General features: G+C 65.1%; 10 protein-coding genes. 7 read left to right on the forward strand and 3 right to left on the reverse strand.

Annotated features, from left to right (window positions below; translation table 11 throughout):
* The first annotated feature begins 176 nt into the window (after nucleotides 1-176).
* Both ACQ3C8_RS12770 and ACQ3C8_RS12775 read left to right on the forward strand, forming a co-directional pair.
* Nucleotides 177-2,105: a diguanylate cyclase domain-containing protein gene (locus ACQ3C8_RS12770; protein WP_428851776.1), complete on the forward strand. Its 1,929-nt coding sequence runs from the start codon at nucleotides 177-179 to the stop codon at nucleotides 2,103-2,105.
* Nucleotides 2,106-2,146: 41 nt separating this feature from the next.
* Nucleotides 2,147-2,650 carry a M48 family metallopeptidase gene (locus ACQ3C8_RS12775; RefSeq protein WP_428851777.1) on the forward strand — a complete coding sequence of 168 codons (504 nt, stop codon included), beginning with the start codon at nucleotides 2,147-2,149 and terminating at the stop codon, nucleotides 2,648-2,650.
* A gap of 65 nt (nucleotides 2,651-2,715) precedes the next feature.
* On the opposite strand, the gene ACQ3C8_RS12780 is transcribed toward ACQ3C8_RS12775, so the two are convergent.
* The 3 genes from ACQ3C8_RS12780 to ACQ3C8_RS12790 all read right to left on the reverse strand — a co-directional run bounded on the left by ACQ3C8_RS12780 (nucleotide 2,716) and on the right by ACQ3C8_RS12790 (nucleotide 7,046).
* The gene (locus tag ACQ3C8_RS12780; protein ID WP_428851778.1) at nucleotides 2,716-3,675 is read right to left on the reverse strand and encodes a Bug family tripartite tricarboxylate transporter substrate binding protein; all 960 of its coding nucleotides are present in this window, start codon (nucleotides 3,673-3,675) and stop codon (nucleotides 2,716-2,718) included.
* 33 nt (nucleotides 3,676-3,708) lie between these two features.
* The gene (locus ACQ3C8_RS12785) at nucleotides 3,709-4,884 is read right to left on the reverse strand and encodes an acetyl-CoA C-acyltransferase (protein WP_428851779.1); all 1,176 of its coding nucleotides are present in this window, start codon (nucleotides 4,882-4,884) and stop codon (nucleotides 3,709-3,711) included.
* Nucleotides 4,885-4,946: 62 nt separating this feature from the next.
* Nucleotides 4,947-7,046 (reverse strand): 3-hydroxyacyl-CoA dehydrogenase NAD-binding domain-containing protein, encoded by a 2,100-nt coding sequence (locus ACQ3C8_RS12790; protein WP_428851780.1) that lies wholly within the window; start codon nucleotides 7,044-7,046, stop codon nucleotides 4,947-4,949.
* A gap of 275 nt (nucleotides 7,047-7,321) precedes the next feature.
* Between ACQ3C8_RS12790 and ACQ3C8_RS12795 the strand changes: the two genes are divergently transcribed.
* The 5 genes from ACQ3C8_RS12795 (at nucleotide 7,322) to ACQ3C8_RS12815 (ending at nucleotide 14,665) form a co-directional block, all read left to right on the forward strand.
* The gene (locus tag ACQ3C8_RS12795; RefSeq protein WP_428851781.1) at nucleotides 7,322-9,124 is read left to right on the forward strand and encodes an acyl-CoA dehydrogenase; all 1,803 of its coding nucleotides are present in this window, start codon (nucleotides 7,322-7,324) and stop codon (nucleotides 9,122-9,124) included.
* A 186-nt stretch (nucleotides 9,125-9,310) separates the two neighbouring features.
* The gene (locus ACQ3C8_RS12800; RefSeq protein ID WP_428851782.1) at nucleotides 9,311-10,858 is read left to right on the forward strand and encodes a class I adenylate-forming enzyme family protein; all 1,548 of its coding nucleotides are present in this window, start codon (nucleotides 9,311-9,313) and stop codon (nucleotides 10,856-10,858) included.
* 25 nt (nucleotides 10,859-10,883) lie between these two features.
* Entirely contained in the window at nucleotides 10,884-11,735 is an 852-nt protein-coding gene (locus tag ACQ3C8_RS12805) for an IclR family transcriptional regulator (protein WP_428851783.1), read from the forward strand.
* A 141-nt stretch (nucleotides 11,736-11,876) separates the two neighbouring features.
* On the forward strand, nucleotides 11,877-12,533 hold the full coding sequence (locus ACQ3C8_RS12810) for a GntR family transcriptional regulator (protein WP_009523686.1): 657 nt from the start codon (nucleotides 11,877-11,879) through the stop codon (nucleotides 12,531-12,533).
* Nucleotides 12,534-12,574: 41 nt separating this feature from the next.
* Nucleotides 12,575-14,665: a metallophosphoesterase gene (locus tag ACQ3C8_RS12815; protein ID WP_428851784.1), complete on the forward strand. Its 2,091-nt coding sequence runs from the start codon at nucleotides 12,575-12,577 to the stop codon at nucleotides 14,663-14,665.
* The last annotated feature ends 17 nt before the right edge of the window (nucleotides 14,666-14,682 follow it).

Consider the following 14,682-nt stretch of genomic DNA (forward strand, 5'->3'; position numbering starts at 1 on the left):
GGGCGGCGCGCCGTTGCATTTGGTGGACGCACGCACCGCGTCCTCCAGGAATGTGCGGCGCTTACCCCCCATTTTTTCGCTTTACCGATCCGTATTCCATTCCTACACTGATCGTTACCACGTTGCGCCAGAACTGGCACCTCAAGTCAGTCGTCGCACGGGAATGGGGAAAAGGGATGGGGGTGTCTCTCAACGCACATCACCTGCTCGTGGCAGGCGTGGTGCCACTGGCCATTGTGATCGCCGCTGTCGCCATCGTACGCGGCGGGGAGGCTGGCAGCCTGCGTGCGCAAGCCTTCGCACAGCAGCAGCAGGCCGCCATCGATGAAGCAGCTCCGCTCGATGCCGCCATCGATGTCCACTTCGACACCCTGACCCGCCTGCGCAGTCAATTGAGCTCGCTTGCAGTGCTTCCGGTTGCGGCACGCCAGCTCTCTGCTGACGACCCGACCGTCAACGCACTCTTCGCCGTCTCCCCCAATGGCCGAATCCAGGTCCATGGCGCACAGCGCCCGACCGCCCTGCAGATTCCTGACCAAGAGCTGATGACCTGGCTCGGTGGTTCCGCGACGGCGTATCTCTCGGTACCCGTCCAGAGCAACGCGACTGGTACCCCCATGATCGCCATTGCCGTTCCTTGGCGCGATGCTCCCCAGCAGGCCGGCCTGATCGGCTTGCAGATCGATCTCTCAGATGAGCCTGCGCTGCGTGCCCTGACCCATCCGGCCACGCACCCTGGCACCAAGCGCTGCCTGCACGCAGGCGGACAGGTTCTGCAGATCAATGCCCGCACCGATGGCAGCGTGCGGCTCGATCCGGTCTCCGATTGCAGTCCGCCAGCCCCTGCGGCCGCGCCCTGGCTCGATCACCTCTTTCCGGTAGGGGATGTCACGGCCTACGTCCCGTTGCCACACACCGGCTGGATGCTCGAACGCACCACGCCGGCGCGCGAGGCGTTCGCCCCGTTCCGGGCGGCCCAGGCCACGCTCGGCATCGTGGCACTGGCAATTCTCGCCATCTCGCTGGGTACGGCATGGTGGCTGTTCCGGCTGCTGATGCAGCCCTTGCGCGAACTGCAGCGGCTGACGGCACTCACCGAGCCCGGTACGCGTCCGCCGCCCGCCACCGAGATCACCGCCCTGACCGACGCATTCCGCCATTCCCTGATCCACCTGCGGCGTCGCGTCCGGCTCGTCACGCACGCCTGCGATCATGCGACCCAGGTCGCCGAACGCGCGACGCTGACCGCCGACCTGTTTCCCGACCTGGCTGGGTTGATCGGACCCGACCGCTGTTTCATTCACGTCAACAAGCCGCACGAGGCGCTGTTCGGCAAGCCGGCTTCCGCCATCATCGGCCGGCCAGTCCATGAGTTGTGGGGACATGAATCGTTTGCCGAGATGGAGCCGTTCCTGACCCAGGCACTGCAAGGCAGCGCCGCGACCTTTACCATGCGCCACGGTCCGCCGCGCACCGCGCGCTGGCTGGAAACCACCTACCAGCCCGTGCTGACGCCCGAGACCGGCGACGTGCGCGCCGTGCACTTCCGCGTGCGCGATCTCACCACCGAGCGGCACAACGCATTGCGTCTGCAGCGCGAAGTACAGACCGATGCGCTGACCGGCCTGCTGAATCGGCGCGGCTTCAACTTCCGTCTCGAGCGGGCCTTGGCGCGGACCAGTGGCGACGGCGGCGCGATCACGCTGATGTATGTCGACCTGGACCGCTTCAAGGAAGTTAACGACACCTACGGCCATGCCGTCGGCGATGAACTGCTGCGCACCTTTGCCCAGCGGCTGACCCATGCGGTGCGCAGCAATGATGCGCTCGGCCGCCTCGGCGGCGACGAGTTCGTCATCCTCATCGAGGGCGACGAAGCCGCATATACCGATCGCGTTGCCAGAGCCGTCCTGGCCTGCGCACAACTGAGCTTCAACCTGCGCGAGCATTGGGTAGAGATTGGCGCCAGCATTGGCATAGCGTCGGGCCGCGGCGGCGAAAAAACCGTCCACCAGCTGTGCGAAGAAGCCGACGCCGCGCTCTACCAGGCCAAGCGCGACGGCAAAAACTGCTTCCGCCGCTTCCGCATCTCCGCCGCGGCGTAGCACAAGGTCCCCGCCAGCCACACTGTGGCACACTGGCGGCCATGCTTTCCCTCAAGTATCTCAGTGGCTACCCGCCTGAACTGCTCGCCCAGGTCAGGCAGCTCATCGATTCCGGGCGGCTTGGCACGCATCTCGAGACACGCTATCCGGAACGCCACGACATCCAGACCGACCGCGCGTTGTATGACTTCGTGATGGAGCTGAAGCAGCGCCACCTGCGCACCGCGCCACCGATCCACCGCGTCAGCTATGAAGCGCGCCTCGATGTCGTGCGCAATGCCCTGGGGCTGCACACCACGACCTCACGCGTGCAGGGCGGCAAACTCAAGGCCAAGAAGGACATCCGCATCGCGGCCCTGTTCAAGGACGCGCCACCGGAATTCCTCCACATGATCGTCGTGCACGAACTGGCCCACCTGCGCGAGAGCGATCACAACAAGGCGTTCTACCGGCTATGCGACAGCATGCTGCCTGGCTATCACCAACTCGAGTTCGATCTGCGCCTGTATCTCACCTGGCGCGACCTGCGTCAGGGCAAGACCTGATCCGCATGAAGCAAAATGGCCTCGCTATGCGAGGCCATTTTGTACGACCGGTCAAACCGGACGGATCAGTCCTTGGCGGCAGCGCCAGCCACGGCCATGGTCTCGCGCTCTTCCTCGAAGGCACGCTTGGCATAGGCCGTGTAATCCGCCGAGTTGCGGTAGTTGATGTTCAGGCCCACCTGGCTGGCAAATGCCTTGAACTTCGGATCGTCGAGTGCCGACTTGAATGCTTCGTCAAGCTTCTGCACGACCGGCTGCGGCACGCCCACGGGCGCGATGATGCCGAACGGCGAGGCCTGCACCACCGGAAAGCCGAGTTCCTTGGCGGTCGGCGCGTCCGGGTAGTCGGCCGAACGCTTCTCGCCAAAGGTTGCCAGGATGCGGATCTTGTTGGTCTGCACGAACGGCACCATGCTGTTCGCCACCGTCGTCACCTGGGTATTGTGGCCAAGCATCGAAGTGATGGCTTCGGAGTCGCCCTTGAACGGCACGTGCGTCCACTGCGCCCCCGTGTTTTTGCCGAGCATCACCATGGCGAGGTGGTGGCTGCTGTAGGTGCCCGAGGTGCCATACGAAATGTTCGCGCCCGGCGCCTTGGCCGCGTTGACCAGATCCTTCAGCGTCTTGTATGGCGAATCGGCATTCACCCCCACGGCAGAGCTGTAGCCGGCGATCATCGAGATATAGGTGAAGTCCTTGCGTGGGTCGAAACGCGTCTTTTGCATGTGCGGCACACGGAACACACCGATCGGCGCCATCGACAGCAGATAGCCGTCAGCCGGCTGGCCCACCAGTTGCGTCGCACCCATGGTGCCATTCACACCCGGACGGTTGTCGACCACGATCGGCTGGCCCAGCTTCTTGGCGGCGATGTCAGTCAGCTGGCGCGCCACCTGGTCGGTGATGCCGCCGGCCGCATACGGCACGATCAGGCGAATGGGACGGTCCGGGAACGACTGGGCCGCAGCGCCGCCGGCCACCAGCATGGAGAGGAGAGCGGCTGCGCCGCGCAGTTTGCGAATCATGTTTCTTGTCTCCTGATACGACAGCTTACAGTGTTAGCACACTTCGAAAAGTCCGGCGGCACCCATGCCGCCGCCAATACACATCGTGACGACCACATAGCGGACCCCACGGCGTTTTCCTTCAATCAGGGCATGGCCCACGAGACGTGAACCGGTCACGCCGTAGGGATGCCCCACGGCGATGGCACCGCCGTTCACGTTCAGCCGGTCGTCCGGAATGCCCAGACGATCGCGGCAATACAGCACCTGCACGGCGAACGCTTCGTTCAGTTCCCACAGGCCGATATCCTCGACACGCAGCCCGGTCCGCTCCAGCAGGCGCGGGATGGCGAACACCGGGCCGATGCCCATTTCATCGGGCTCGCAGCCGGCCACGGCATAACCGCGGAAAATGCCCATCGGCGCAATGCTGCGGCGCTTGGCCTCGTCGGCGCCCATGACCACGCAGGCCGAGGCGCCATCCGAGAACTGGCTCGCGTTACCGGCCGAGATCACGCCACCCGGCAGCGCCGGACGGATATTGCAGATACCTTCGTAGGTGGTGCCGGCGCGAATCCCTTCGTCGGCGCTGAGCGTGATTTCCTGCGTCGAGACCTTGCCGCTCTTGTCGCTCACCGCCATGGTGGTCGTCACCGGCACGATCTCGTCGTCGAACAGCCCGGCCGCCTGCGCCGCGGCGGCGCGCTGCTGGCTGCGCGCGCCATACTGGTCCTGCAGTTCGCGCGAGATGCCGTAGCGCTTGGCCACCATCTCGGCGGTCTGCAGCATGTTCCAGTAGATCTCCGGCTTGTGTTCCTTGAGCCAGTCGTCGTGCTGGAAATGGCGGTTGACTTCGTTCTGCACGCACGAGATCGACTCCACGCCACCAGCGACATAGATGCCGCCCTCGCCCGCTATCACGCGCTGCGCGCTCTGAGCAATGGCCTGCAGGCCGGACGAACAGAAACGGTTGAGCGTCATGCCCGCCACCGACACCGGCATGCCGGCCCGCAAGGCAATCTGGCGCGCGATATTGCTGCCGGTCGCTCCTTCAGGCTTGGCGCAGCCCATCACGACATCCTCGATGTCAGCCGGGTCCAGGCCCGCGCGCTCGACTGCAGCGCGCACCGCGAATGCGCCGAGCGTCGCGCCATGGGTCATATTGAAAGCGCCGCGCCAGGACTTGGCGAGCGGCGTACGTGCAGTAGAAACGATGACGGCTTCGGTCATAAATCTTCTCTCCGGCACGCGCGCTGGCGTGCCTGCAATCATGGGCAATTGAGAAATGCGGTTCAGGTCAGATCGGCAAAGCCACGGCCTTCGGCCACGCAGCGCTCGAGCAGCGGCGCCGGTGTCCAGAAGGCTCCACCACCTACGCCGCGCGCTGCGTAACCGCGGATCGCGCGCAGCACGTTGAACAGGCCCACGCTTTCGGCGTAGTGCATCGGACCGCCACGGAAGGCCGGAAAGCCATAGCCCGTGAGGAATACCGCGTCAAGATCGGAGGCGCGCTGCGCGATCCCTTCTTCCAGCAGCCGCGCGCCTTCGTTGACCAGCGCGAAGACGGTGCGCTCGACGATCTCCTGGTCACTGATACGGCGGCGCGTGATGCCGTGCTGCGCGCTGTATGCCTCGATCAGTGCGCGCACTTCCGGATCCGGGATCGGATCGCGCTTGCCCGGCTCGTAGCGATACCAGCCCTTCCCGGCCTTCTGCCCGAGACGCCCGGCCTCGCACAGCGGATCGGCCACGCGTGCAAATGCCTGGTCGGGATACTCCACGTAACGCCGCTTGCGGATGGCCCAGCCGATGTCGTTGCCGACCATGTCGTTCATGCGGCACGGACCCATCGCCATGCCGAATTTTTCGAGCGCGCGGTCCACCTGCTCGGGCAATGCGCCTTCTTCGAGCAGAAAATGTGCCTGGCGGATGTAGCGGTCCAGCATGCGGTTGCCGATAAAACCATCGCACACACCAGACAGCACGCCCACCTTGCTGAAGCGCTTGGCCAGCGCCATGGCCGTAGCAATGACATCCGGTGCGGTGGCCGCACCCTGCACCACTTCCAGCAGGCGCATCACATTCGCGGGGCTGAAAAAATGCAGGCCGACCACATCCTGCGGACGCCGGGTGAATGCCGCGATGCGGTTCACGTCGAGCGTGGACGTATTCGTCGCCAGGATCGCACCCGGCTTCATGACTTCGTCGAGCGTGCGGAACACAGTTTCCTTGACACCCCAGTCTTCGAACACCGCCTCGATCACCACATCGGCCTGCGCGATATCTGCGTACTGCAACGTCGGGCGAATCAGCGCCATGCGCTGGTCGACCTGCGCCTCGGTCAGCCGGCCCTTCTTGGCGCTCGTCTCATAGTTGCGGCGGATGATGCCGAGGCCCCGATCCAGCGCCTCCTGCGAAGTCTCGAGCAGCCACACCGGGATGCCGGCGTTGGCGAAATTCATGGCGATACCGCCACCCATGGTGCCCGCACCGATCACCGCGCCAGCCTGCACATCGCGCGCTTGCGTGCCGGCAGGCAAAGCCGGAATCTTCGGCGCCTCACGCTCGGCGAAAAAGCCGTGCTGCAGGGCGCGTGCCTCCGGGCTGCGCGACAGCTCTACGAACATCGCGCGCTCCTTGGGCAGACCGATATCGAATGGCTCGAGCGCGGCCGCGACGGCGTCCACGCATTTCAGCGGCGCCGGCAAATTGGGCGAACGCGCCTGCACGATGCGGCGCGCATGCTGGAAGAACGCATCGGCACCTGCCAGCTTGACCTGGCGGTCGCGCACGCGGGGCAACGGTCGGCTATCCGCGACCTCTTGCGCCAGGGCCAGTGCGGCAGACAGGACTTCGCCGTCGACCACACGGTCGAACAGCGGCGCACCCAACGCAGCAGCAGTAACCGTCTTGCCGGTCACGATCATGTCAAGGGCGGCTTCCACACCCAGCAGGCGCGGCAGGCGCTGCGTGCCGCCCGCCCCCGGCAGGATGCCGCGCTTCACTTCAGGCAAGGCGACCTGGGTGCCAGCCTGCGCCACGCGATAGTGACAGGCCAGCGCCAGCTCAAGGCCACCACCCATGGCCACGCCTTCAATGGCGGCGATGACCGGCTTGCTGGTGTCGTCGAGGATGCGCAGCACCGTGCTGAGCGTGGGCTCCTGCGTGGCCGCGGACGTGCCGAACTCGCGCATGTCCGCACCGGCGCTGAAGTAGCGGCCGGCGCCGACGATCACGATGGCGCGGACGGCCACATCGGTATGCGCCCGATCCACGCCTTCGACAATGGCGCTACGAACGGCATGCGAAAGTGGATTGACCGGAGGCTGGCTGAGCGTGGTGACGGCGACACCGTTCTCGACGCGATAGAGCGGACAAGGCGACTGACTCACTACGACTCCTGATGCACAAGGGCCATCGCGCGCAGTGCCGAGGCGGCTGAAGCACTTTATGTCCCCTGATAGTTATTCTGCTATGCAGAATTAAGTTCTGCATTTTTATATCGTACTGCCACGAGTACCGGATGTAAACAGTTTATCAGCCACATGATTGACATGGAGTTCAACAGCAAAAGCCCCTTGCCTGCCTGGCACGGCTTGCGCTATTCTCGATGCATATTTGCAGAACAATATTCTGCATAGCAGAATTAACAGCCAGAGACAGATCCATGACATCGATGCTCATCAACCGGGAAGACCTCGACTTCCTGCTGTTCGACCTCGTGCAGGCCGAGACCCTGGTCACGCGTGACCGCTACGCTGAACACTCCGCCGACACCTTCCGCGCCATCATCGAGGCCGCGCACACGCTGGCCGAGGAAAAATTCGCGCCGCACAACCGCAAGGCGGACGAGAACGAACCGACCTTTGATGGCGAGCGCGTGCATATGATTCCGGAAGTCGCCGAGGCGGTGAAAGCCTTTGCGGACGGTGGCTTCATGGCCGCGCCGCACGACGAGGAATGGGGCGGCATGCAGTTGCCGATCACCATCAACCAGGCCTGTCTCGCGTTGTTCCGCGCCGCCAATGTCGGTTCGTCAGCGTACTCATTCCTGACCTCGGCCAATGCCAACCTGATCCGCGCGTTCGGCACGGAGAGCCAAAAGCAGCGCTTCCTCCCGCCGATGTTCGAAGGCCGCTGGTTCGGCACGATGGCCCTGACCGAGCCGCACGCCGGCTCGTCGGTGCCCGACATCCGCACCACCGCCACGCCGGTGGGAGACGGCACCTACCGCATCAAGGGCAACAAGATCTTCATCTCGGGCGGCGATCACGAGCTGGGCGAGAACATCGTGCATCTCGTGCTGGCCCGCCTGCCCGGCGCCCCGGCCGGCGCGCGCGGCATCTCGCTGTTCCTCGTGCCGAAGTTCCGCGTGGATGCCGACGGCAAGCCGGGTGCGCGCAACGACGTCGCGCTGGCTGGCCTGATCCACAAGATGGGATATCGCGGCACCACCTCGACCATGCTCAACTTCGGCGAGAACGATGACTGCATCGGCGAGCTGATCGGCGAGGAAAACCGCGGCCTCACCTGCATGTTCCACATGATGAACGAGGCGCGCATTGGCGTTGGCATGGGCGGCACGATGCTCGCCTATACAGCTTACCTGCACGCCGCCGAGTACGCCCGGACACGCGCGCAAGGCCGCCCCATCGAAGCCAAGGATCCGACTGCACCGCAGGTGCCGATCATCGAGCACGCCGATGTGCGCCGCATGCTGCTGATCCAGAAATCCTATGTGGAAGGCGCGCTCGGCCTGTGCTTCTATGCCGCCCGCCTGGCCGACGATGCCCGGACCGCGCCCGATGCGGCGGAACGTGCGGATGCCGAGCAATTGCTGGCCCTGCTGACCCCCATCGTCAAATCGTGGCCCGCGCAGTTCTGCCTGGAAGCCAACCACCTCGCCATCCAGATTCATGGCGGCTACGGCTACACACGCGAATATCCGGTGGAACAGTTCTACCGCGACAACCGCCTCAACGCGCTGCACGAAGGCACGCACGGCATCCAGGGCATCGACCTGCTGGGCCGCAAGGTCGCGCTCGAAGACGGCGCGGTGCTCGCACTGCTGCGCAGGCGCATTGCCGCCACCGCCGACAGCGCGCGCGCCTGCGGCAATGCCGAACTGGCCAGCCACGCCGACGCCCTGCAAGCCGAGTGGGACACCATTGCCGAGACCACCACGCAGCTGCGCGCCGTCACGAAGGAAGACATCCGCCGTGGCCTGGCGAATGCCAGCCTGTATCTCGACATGTTCGGTCACGGCGTGATCGCCTGGATCTGGCTGCAGCAGGCGGTTGCCGCGCACCAGGCGCAGCAGGCCGGCACGCGCAGCGCGGCCTTCTGCGCTGGCAAGCTGGCTGCCGCACGCTGGTTCTTCAACTGCGAGCTGCCGAAGGCCGGTCCCCAACATGCACTGCTGCGCCGGCTCGATGCCACGGCGCTTGACGCGCAGGCCGACTGGTTCTGAGCGGCCGCGATGACAACAGGTGGCGCTGGCACGGCACACGGATGCGCAGACACATCAGCACTTCGCACGGTGCCAGACGCCCCGGCAACGAGACAACACACAGGCGTGGCTCATCCTGCCCAGCCCGGCTTCCTGATGGCAGCCGCGCTGAGGATGGCCACTCCCTCAACGACCTATCCGACCAAGATGAGTACTCAAGATCTTCTCCAAGGCCTGCCTGAACGGCTGCATGAAACCATCGCCGAATGGGTGAGCAAGCAGCCCGATGCACTCGCCGTCGAGGATGACCTCACCGCGCTGAGCTACGGACAGTTCGATGCCGCCACCATCGCCGCCGCACAAAAGCTGACCGAACTGGGCGTGCGCGCCGGCGACCGCGTTATCTTCGTGGCCGAGAATTGCGTGGCGCTCGCGGTGCTGTTCTTCGCCATGAGCCGGCTCGATGCGTGGGCGTGCGTCGTCAATGCGCGCTTGTCCGCCGCGGAGATCGAAGCCATCCGCGCGCACTCCGACGCGCGCCGCGTGTTCTACCTGCACCGCCTGTCCCCGGCCGCTGCGGCACATGCCGATGCCGCCGGCGCCGTGCAAGTGGATTTCGAAGCCATCGGTGCAGTACGTACCGGCCCTCGCAACACCACTTGCACACCGGAACCAGTCGAAGCCGCCGGCGCCGACCAGGTGGCCGCGCTCATCTACACCTCGGGCACCACCGGCAAACCCAAGGGCGTGATGCTCACGCACCGCAACCTGATCTTCGTAGGCGATACCTATCGCCGCAACCGCATGCAGACCCCGGCCGACAAAGCCTACGCGATCCTGCCGATGTCGCATGTCTATGGCCTGTCGTCGGTATTGATCGGCATGCTGGTCAGTGGCGGCGCGCTGCTGCTCGAATGCCGCTTCGACCCCGCACGCGTGGCCGACGCATGGGCACGGCGCGGCATCACCGTGATGCACGGCGTGTCGGCCATGTACGCCAAGCTGCTCGAATGGTCGCGTCAGACTGGCACGCCCTTGCACGCGCCGCACCTGCGCATCGCCCAGGGTGGCGGCGGTCCGCTGTCGCAGTCGCTGAAAGACGATTTTGAACAGACCACGGGCGTGGTCCTGCATCTCGGCTACGGCATGACGGAGACCTCGCCTACCGTCGCGCAGACACGCCTGGACAAACCTTCGCGCGATGTCTCGTCGGGCCAGCCGATACCCGGTATCGAACTGCGCCGCGTTGACAGCGACGGCAACGACGTCGGCCCGGATGCGGTCGGCGAGGTGCTGGTGCGCGGCCCCAACGTCATGAAAGGCTACTATCGCGATCCGGAACAGACTGCCCTCGCACTCTCCGCCGACGGCTGGCTGCGTACCGGCGATCTGGGCCGGCAGGACGCCGAGGGCAACCTCACCATCGTGGGACGCGCCAAGGAGTTGATCATTCGCTCCGGCTTCAACGTCTATCCGGTCGAAGTCGAAAGTGCCATCAACGCCCATCCTGAAGTGCTGCAGTCCGCCGTGGTGGGACGCGAAGTCACGGACAACGAAGAGGTCGTCGCCTTCCTCGAAACCCGCGAGAACGCCACGCTCACGCCTGAGACGCTTGAAACATGGCTGCGCGAGCGGCTGTCTCCCTATAAAATCCCCAGCGAAATCGTCATTCTGGAACATCTGCCCGCGGCTGCCACGGGCAAGATCCTGAAAACAGAGCTCAAGCGCATGGCTGCCGCCCGCCGGCACGCCTGATGCGTCGAGGCCAACGGGAAGAGACATGAGAGGGAAGACTACCGGTGTGGCGCGTCCGACGACGGATGCTACTTTGAACGCCGCATCGAACACTAGGTCGCACGCCGCGGAAGACCGCCATTTCGTGACCGCGCTAGCGCGCGGCCTCGACGTGCTGTCGTGCTTCCGCGATGCCAGCAAGCTGCTCGGCAACCAGGAAATCGCCGAGCGCTGCCACTTGCCGAAATCGACCGTCTCGCGCCTGACCTACACGCTGACGCGACTCGGCTATCTCGATCTCATCAAGGATGTAGGCAAGTACCGGCTCGGTACCGCCTCAGCTGCGCTGGGCGCTTCGGCGCTCAGCAAGTTCGATGCGCGGCTGGTCGCGGCGCCGCTGATGCGCGAGCTGGCCGATTTCTCGCGCGCCTCGATCTCGCTCGGCGTGCGTGAGCGGCTCAATATCGTCTACATCGAAAACGCGCGCGGCGACTCGACCTTCACGCTCAATGTCGACGCCGGCTGGCGCGTGCCGATCGCCACCACGTCCATCGGACGCGCCTATCTCGCTGCCTGCTCGTACAGCGAGCGCGCCTTCCTCATGGACTCGATCCGCGAGGAGAACGAAGCCACGTGGCCCAACCTGCGCCAGCAGATCGAAGCCTCCATCGCGCAGTACAACGACATCGGCTGCTGCTGCTCGTTCGGGGACTGGCATCCGGAAGTCAACGCTATTGCCGTGGCATTCAATCGCGGCCAGGACCAGCCGCCCATGGCCCTCAACTGCGGCGGCCCCAAGTTCTCGTTGAAGCCCGAGTTCCTGCTCGAGGAAGTGCGCCCACGCATGATCGCGGTCGCCAAGCAGATCGAACGCAGCGTGCAGGCGGCCAGCTACTGACAGCCCGGGGCGCGATAGGCCCCAGCGCAATAGGTCCAGAACACACAAACTGTAGGTCCACCCGCCCTTAGTTCTTGAGTTCAGTTGTCAGGCTCTCTATGCTGAATCCAAATTGGATCCAATTTAGAAGTTCCCGACACCATGGACTCACTCACCGTCTACACCGAACTGCGCAACATGATTCTCTCGGGCGCGATGCAACCGGGAGAACGGCTGGTCTCGCAGCAGATCGCCGATCAACTCGGCGCCTCGCGCACGCCGGTACGTGAGGCGCTGGCGCGGCTGGAGACCACCGGCCTGGTGACACGTCTCGACCGCTGGGGTTACGCCGTGCGCAGCCTGACGCTGCACGATGCCGAGCATCTCTTTGAATCGCGCATCGTGGTCGAGGTCGCCAATGCAGGACTGGCGGCGCGGCGCGTGAGCCCAACCCAGCTGGATGCCATGCAGGCCACGCGCGAGCGCGCCAATGCCCTGCTCGAGGCCGGCCGCATCGCTGAATTCCAGCGCGCGTCGCGGCGCTTCCATGAGTACATTGCCGAAAGTACCGACAACGGCCTCATGCTGCAGATGTTCTACCAGATCAACGATCTGGTGACGCTGTTCGGCATCACGCTGCTGCGCGCGAGCCCGACGCGCGCCGCCGAGATCGCGCAGGAAAACGCCCTGCTGTACGACGCCATCGCCAAGCGCGACCCGGCGCTCGCGGAAGCCACCATGCGCGACCACATCACGCATGCCCACGGCCATTTCCGCCGCTCCATCGACAACGCCCGCATCAACCTCGCCTTCCGCTGACCGCCATCGCCTATCCACACATGTCCCCACAGGACCACTCCATGACCGCCGCTCCCACCCCTGCCCTCACCCCACACGGAGACCGACTGTTCCGCTTTGTCGTGATCGCCGATACGCACATCAACCAGACGGATGACAAGGCCTCGTCCTTCTTTGCCCTCAACCGCCTGGCCAATGGCCGTGCCGCCGATGCCTTCCATGCCGCACAGCGTTATGCGCCGGCCTTCGTGCTGCACCTGGGTGATATCGTGCACCCGATTCCCTCGCACCCCGAATTCGGCCAGGCGGCCGCCAACTACCGCGCCCTGGCTGCCGGCTTCGACTGTCCGGTGTACCTCACGCCGGGCAATCACGACATCGGCGACAAGCCGTGGCCGCTGGCCCCGGTCGCGCAGATCGCACCGGATTTCATGGCGGCGTACGATCGCGAGTTCGGCAAGCAATGGCTGACGTGGTCATACGACGGCTGCGATTTTTTTATCATCAATACCTCGCTGATCAATTCCGGGCTGCCGGAAGAGGTCGAGCAACAGGCGTGGTTCGAGGACGCCCTGCGCCGCAGCACCGGCCGCAAGTTTCTCGCCGTGCACTATCCGCCATTCGTACATAGCGCCGACGAGCCGAGCCACTACGACAATCTCGACGAGCCCGGACGCGGCTGGCTGCTCGGGCTGATGCGCACGCATGCCATCGAAGCAGTGTTCTGCGGCCATGTCCACAACCTGTGGTACGACCAGTACGGCGAGACGGAAATGTACCTGCTGCCGTCCACCGCCTTCGTGCGCCAGGACTACGCCGAGATGCAGCGCGTCTGCCCGCCCGGCGAGGAAGGCGGACGGCAGGATATCGACAAGCTCGGCTTCTTCGTGGTCGATGTGTATGCCAGCGGGCATATCGCGCACTACGTGCGGCTGCAAGGCGACGAGCGGCGCGGCGAACGCCGCCAGGTCGCGCTCGCCGATACGCTCAGCGGCATGCCGCCGCATCCCAAGCGACCGTTGCTGCCCAACCTGGGCATCGACCCCGCCTATCCGTGGGCGGATGAAATCCTCGTGCCGCCAAGTGGCGCGCTCGATGCATTCGACAGCAAGTTCGTCCGCAACGACTATCCTTTGTTTGCCATGCTCGGCCTTGGGCTGTCGCGCATGCGTATTCCGCTGTCCGATCTCGATCATCCGGCCCGCGTCACGCGCCTTGCCAAGCTGGCACGCATCGGCATGCGGGCGCAGCTGGTGACCGCACGCCCGCTCGACGCCCGGCAGATCGAACGCGTGGCCACGCTCGGGCCAGCTGTGGCCGCTATCGAGTTCGTCGCCACCGAAGCGGGCATCGCCGCTGCGGCACCGGCGCTGGCGGCCATGCAGCAGCAACTGCCCGGCTGCGCGCTGGTACTTAGTAAGCTGCGCGGCCCCCAGGATGCCGCTGTCGACGGGCTGAATTATGGGCATCTGGTCTTCCACGGCTGGGTGCCGGCCGAGCAGCCGCGCATCGCCGCGCTGATGACGCAGCATGACTGGAAAGCCTCCACAGAGGTGCTGTTTCGCGCCCGCTTTACCGAGTCGCCGCTGGCCATGGCAGCCGGCATCGATGCCTTCTCGCGCGAGTGCGGCGTGCGCGCCGGACTGCTGGTTCGCCTCGCCACCGATAATCCCGCCCAGCCGCAAGACGATGCGCTGGCGCTGTGCAGCCTCGTGCTGGAAACCGCCATCGCCGCGCACCGCTATCCGGAATTGCGCTTCACCATCGAAGGATTGGTCGATTTCGATCGCGGCTACTTCCTGCGGCTTGCGTTGGTCGATCGCTCGTTCAATCCGCGCTTGCCAGCGCTTGCCCTGCCGCACCTCTGCGCACGGTTGACCGCGACCGGGACCCAGATCACCGGCCATACCACCACCATTGCCGCGGACGGGACCCGCACCATCCGCCTCGACACGGCACTGGGTGCGTTGCATATCGTGATCGCATGTGGCGCGGCCCTGGCGGCAGCACGCGCACGAGCCACAGATGCACTCGCACAGGGAGCGCGCTGCTGGACCCTCTCCGACGGCGAGCCGGTCGCTGCAACCCATGCAACCCGCACGCCAACCGACCGGGAGACCGAAGCCATTCTGATCGACGCACGCCGGCCGTAGCGTTTACCGCACGCGGT

It is taken from the genome of Imbroritus primus (assembly GCF_964332355.1).
In the GTDB taxonomy this organism is placed as follows: domain Bacteria; phylum Pseudomonadota; class Gammaproteobacteria; order Burkholderiales; family Burkholderiaceae; genus Imbroritus; species Imbroritus primus.